This window comes from Nocardia sp. TBRC8007 (assembly GCF_056629435.1).
The window spans coordinates 1-4,457 of the sequence record NZ_JBWSOR010000067.1 but is presented as its reverse complement, the minus strand read 5'-3'; the positions used below and the strand labels follow the sequence as shown (position 1 = coordinate 4,457).

Sequence of the window (4,457 nt, the reverse complement as noted above, 5' to 3'; positions counted from 1 at the left end):
TTGGTCCTGGCGACGCTGCTACGAAACTTCGACCTGACCGTGGTTCCGAGCTACGAGCTTCGCGTGAAGGAGACGATCACACTCAAGCCGGACAGCCTGCGGCTCGAGGTATCCCGCCGGGCCGTCTCGTAGCTGGAACTCAGCAAAGGAAGATCGCTTGGGCCGAGAAAACTCTGATCGGTAATCTATGCGAGATCGACAAGGAATCGCACACCGAGTTCAACTGGATTCATCTGGTGGTCGAATGCATCAATCACTCGCTTCTGGACTCTATACATCCCGCACACCGATTGCCGACAACTTCCGGCAAACATTTCGCGGAACCAGCGCGGCGAGCGTAGATCCACGCTTCCACCGCCTGGCTCGAATTAGACCTCCTGAACATGTCCTCTGCAATTGCATACTGTTGACAAACCAACACTACCGTGTCGCTGGGGTGTGGTAGGTTCTGTTCGTTGTTAGTGATACTCCGAATCGAGCATCGCGAAGGGGGATGCTACGCCGACAGTCGAACGCGCTTCATTCGTAATTCGTCGATGTGAATCTCGTTGTTCGCACCATGCCATGATCACGGCGGTTCACGTCATCATAAGTCCAGAACGATACCGAAAGAACTGCCGCACATGCGAGTAATGATTGTATGCAGCAATGCCGAGAATTCAGCCGAGACAATCTTGGGACTCACTCGCTATGGGCACACGGTTTCTATGTCACAGAATCTGGACGACGTGCTCAGTAGATTGCACGATTTCGATATCGTCCTCTTGTACTGCGATCTCTCTCATAAGTGTCTCTTCGAAATATATCGACACGTACGCGCGCGATCAGATTTACCGATAGTCATTATGGGACCCGAAGAATCCGATGAGTTCGATCGAATAATAAGGCTACGACTGGGCGCTGATGATTACCTCATCCGTTCTACGGGTATAGAAGGATTGGATGCGCGCATCGATACACTGTTTCGCCGACATAGCGAGCACCCCCCTGTCGAGATGCTGGCCTCCGGTGATGTCCATCTCTACCCGAAACGCAGACAGGTATTCGTGAAAAACCGTGAGGTCGATCTCACCCGCAAAGAATTCGACCTGCTCGCGCTGCTGTTGTCCGATCCGGGTGCTGTATTCACCAGAGACCAGATCATGGGCGAGGTCTGGGGCTACGACGGCATGATGGCAAGTCAGACGCTGAGTGTGCACATGGTCGGCTTACGGAGGAAAATCGGCATCAAGGGATACATAGAAACCGTACGCGGTATCGGTTTCCGGATCATGGTGGGAGTGTCCGAGACCTCGGCCGGCACCAGCGCATTGTAGGGCTGGTTTCGGTATCGAGTACCCCGCCCGTCGGCGGGCTGTTCGATCGGCGCACGCACACCGATTCCAACGACTTCGCAGCCGCCGGGCCGTAATGGCGGGCTGCTCGGCGCGGCGATCGACATCGAAGACCTTCCCATCGAGGATTGAGTAGGCGAAGTTCTCCTCACTGATCGAGGCGCCGTGCAGGTCTGACGCCTGTCCTGCGGGGACGATCGAGCGGCTTCAGATTCCATTCCACGTCCACACTGAGCCTTTTTCATCCTCTGCGTGAATCGTCCGTGGGATGTGTTGTGCCGCAGCGTGTGCCGGCGTGACAGACAGCGAAGCCCCTGGTAGATCAGCTGTCGACCAAAACGACCGTTCCACCAGAGGCTTCGATGCTTTTCTACCGTTCCGCGCTGCCGTTGTCACGTTCGACCCTGACCTGGGTGGCTGGTGTGATCCGCCGTCACCGTCGCGCGATCGGGTCGGTATGGCGGATCCTGAATCCGGGTCGGCAAGCACTGCTCGTGCTGGCTCAGCTGCGAAAAGCGGAGACATATGCCGATCTGGGGGCCGGGTTCGACATCTCCACGACCACTGCCTGGCGCTATGTCGAGGAAACCGTGGGCCTGCTCGCCGACCGTCCTTCTACTCCGGCAAGCACCGCCGCCACGGAATGAACGTGCAGGTCCTCTCCACTCCCGACGGAGATATCGTGTGGGTATCGGACAGCCTGCCCGGCAGCGTGCACGACCTGAAAGCCGCCTGGATCTGGCAGATCCTCGCCGAACTCGAACGCGGCGAATGGAACACACTGGGCGACAAGGGATATCAAGGCGCGACAGCCTTGCTGACCCCCTACAAGGGTAAGAACAAACCAGCCTCCCAGAAGGCCGCCAACCGCGCTCACGCGCGCTTACGCGGCCGGGGTGAACGCGCGATCGCGCAGCTGAAGAGCTGGCGTGTACTGGCGAGGCTGCGAGGCTGCCCGTACAAGGCCGGCCGCCTCGCCAAGGCCATCCACGCACTCCAGAACCACGAAATTCAGACCGCACGACAAGGATGAAAAGGGCTCACTGTAGTAATATTTCCGACCGGACGAAGTTTTCCTGCGCCACTTGTTCTCGCTTGCCAACCGGTAGACACTTCCGATGGAAATCTGCCAAGAATACGAGAATTCTGACGAGCTTATCCAGCGTACATTGCGTGGCGATCCGCTGGTATTCGCTTTCAGCCATGACGAGACCGATCATCTATTACTGCTCTGGTCACAGATAGTTTCGACAGCCGACAGCACATCCCTGGCTCTCACCACTACCGTAAGCATGCCGGAGCAACCGGGAGCAGGGCAAGAGCAGATAGAGAACCGGCGAGTCGGATTCGGATCCATCATGCGTCGAGCATCGCGCATCAGCTGAGCGATCTCATTGGATGCCTCGGCTGCGGCGGCATGGCGGGAAAGCCACCCGATATTGTCTCGGAGAAATCCAGAAAATTCTGGAACGGACCAGCCAGGATATGGGATGTCTCGTTCATCGGCAATCAATCTGCACCATGATCCGAGGACATCGCGGATAGCCTGTCCGACATCGGCAACAATGGCATTGAAAGGCATACCGGGAAGCGGTCCGCTCGATGTTCTCTCTCGGGTATCGGAGGTGGAAGTAAGAAATTCCGCGTTCAGTGCCGCCGCGAGCGCCTTGTTCATTGACAGTGCGCCGTAACCGCTGAGGACCGGCCCGTTGTTGACCGGTGCGGACTCCTCGCCATCCGCGCTCGCGTGGCAGGTGGACCAGGACGGTGTAGCGGGTGGTCCGGTCGACGAGGGTGCCGATCGCGGAGCGGTCGGTGCCGATGATGTAGGGGTCGGACCGGGGCGCGGTGCCAGGATTGCTCCTGGTTCGTTTCCCCGGCCCGCCCTCCGCACCGGACGTGCGACTCTCATCGCATCCGGCGGTCCACGGATTGCCACTGCTATGCGGGAACGGTCGTTCCCGCTGTGCCTGACCATGGTGTGGGGATGTTGTTCGCCCGCCATCGATAGCGGGTGACCGCGACGGTGGTGGTGTCGAACATGACGATCCCGTCTGCTGCCGGACGGTTTCCTGGCCTGCCGGTCAGAAACCTCCGGTAGAGCTCCGCCCACGTGATTCGCTTGTGCCGTTCGAGCAACCATTGAGTGACCCGATGCCAGGCGAAGGCATCGAGATACCCGAACGTCGCTTTTGACACACCGTGGCGGAAATACGCACACCATCCTCGAAGCACCGGGTTGAGGCGTCCGAGAAGGTCAGCGAGGCCGTGATGGCGTGCCTTGTTCGTCAGCGCCCGCACCTTCGCCGTGATCGAGGTCAGAGCCTTCTTCGACGGGTAGGTGTAGACACTCATCTTGGTGGTTCCCTTCTTCCGGCGCCGCTGGATGCGGAACCCGAGGAAATCGAACCCCTCGTCCGCCGGCGCGGCCACCGAAGACGAGCCCGATCCGCGACAGCATCGTCTTCTGCCCGCCGGTTCGCCGTTGGTAGCGTTCGGCGACGTCGGTGACGTGTTCGGCGAAGATCTTGCGCTCACAGGAGGGGTTGACACACCGGAACCGGCGCACCACCAGCATGATCGCGACTTCCCGGCCTGAGGCCGCCTGATCCGCCAGCCGACGCTGGTAGCGGCTGTGGACTCGGCTCGACGCGACTCCACATGCTGGACACGCCGCGGACGCCGCCACCGTCGTAGCCTGCACAAGCAACATCCCAGCGGCCTCACCGACCGCTTCGATCCGCACCTGACTGAGGTGCGGAAACATCATCTCGCACAACGATTCCGCCGTGAAACCAATTCCCACGATCAGCTGATCTAGCGAACACACTGCGCTGCAACCTAATCAGCCACCGACGTAGTCGAACCGTCACCGAAAGTGGGCCAGATCCACTTCAACTTGGCCATTGACAATAATGCCCCAGCCGAATTGTTCAACTCCACCCTGAAGGTCGAGTTCGTCCATCGGCACCGTTTCCACACCTGTGCCGAGGCCGTGTTTCGGATCGTCACCTGTATCACCGGCTTCTACAACCCGACCCGCCGCCACAGCTTGTGCGGCGGCATGTCACCGATCAACTACGAAAACCCACATGGTCGCCGTCCGCGCGGCCTCAGCAGTAG

3 protein-coding genes and 3 pseudogenes are annotated in these 4,457 nt (G+C 59.3%); 3 read left to right on the top strand and 3 right to left on the bottom strand.

Features of this window, described 5'->3' with window-relative positions; translation table 11 throughout:
* Positions 1–845: 845 nt before the first annotated feature.
* Together ACX4ZE_RS22455 and ACX4ZE_RS22450 are read left to right on the top strand one after the other, a co-directional pair.
* A complete protein-coding gene (locus tag ACX4ZE_RS22455; protein WP_480275450.1) occupies positions 846–1,316 on the top strand; it encodes a winged helix-turn-helix domain-containing protein in 471 nt (156 codons plus the stop codon).
* Between the two features lie 380 nt (positions 1,317–1,696).
* Positions 1,697–2,367: pseudogene (locus tag ACX4ZE_RS22450) on the top strand (transposase).
* A 609-nt stretch (positions 2,368–2,976) separates the two neighbouring features.
* Here ACX4ZE_RS22450 and ACX4ZE_RS22445 read toward each other — a convergent pair.
* The 3 genes and pseudogenes from ACX4ZE_RS22445 to ACX4ZE_RS22435 all read right to left on the bottom strand — a co-directional run.
* Positions 2,977–3,160, bottom strand: a pseudogene (locus ACX4ZE_RS22445) (IS30 family transposase); the annotation flags it as partial.
* Between the two features lie 115 nt (positions 3,161–3,275).
* On the bottom strand, positions 3,276–3,767 hold the full coding sequence (locus ACX4ZE_RS22440; protein ID WP_480275449.1) for a group II intron maturase-specific domain-containing protein: 492 nt from the start codon (positions 3,765–3,767) through the stop codon (positions 3,276–3,278).
* A gap of 130 nt (positions 3,768–3,897) precedes the next feature.
* Positions 3,898–4,047: pseudogene (locus ACX4ZE_RS22435) on the bottom strand (transposase family protein); the annotation flags it as partial.
* A gap of 165 nt (positions 4,048–4,212) precedes the next feature.
* Here ACX4ZE_RS22435 and ACX4ZE_RS22430 point away from each other — a divergent pair.
* Positions 4,213–4,457 (top strand): IS3 family transposase (locus ACX4ZE_RS22430; protein WP_480275448.1); only part of this gene is annotated, 245 nt, incomplete at its 3' end.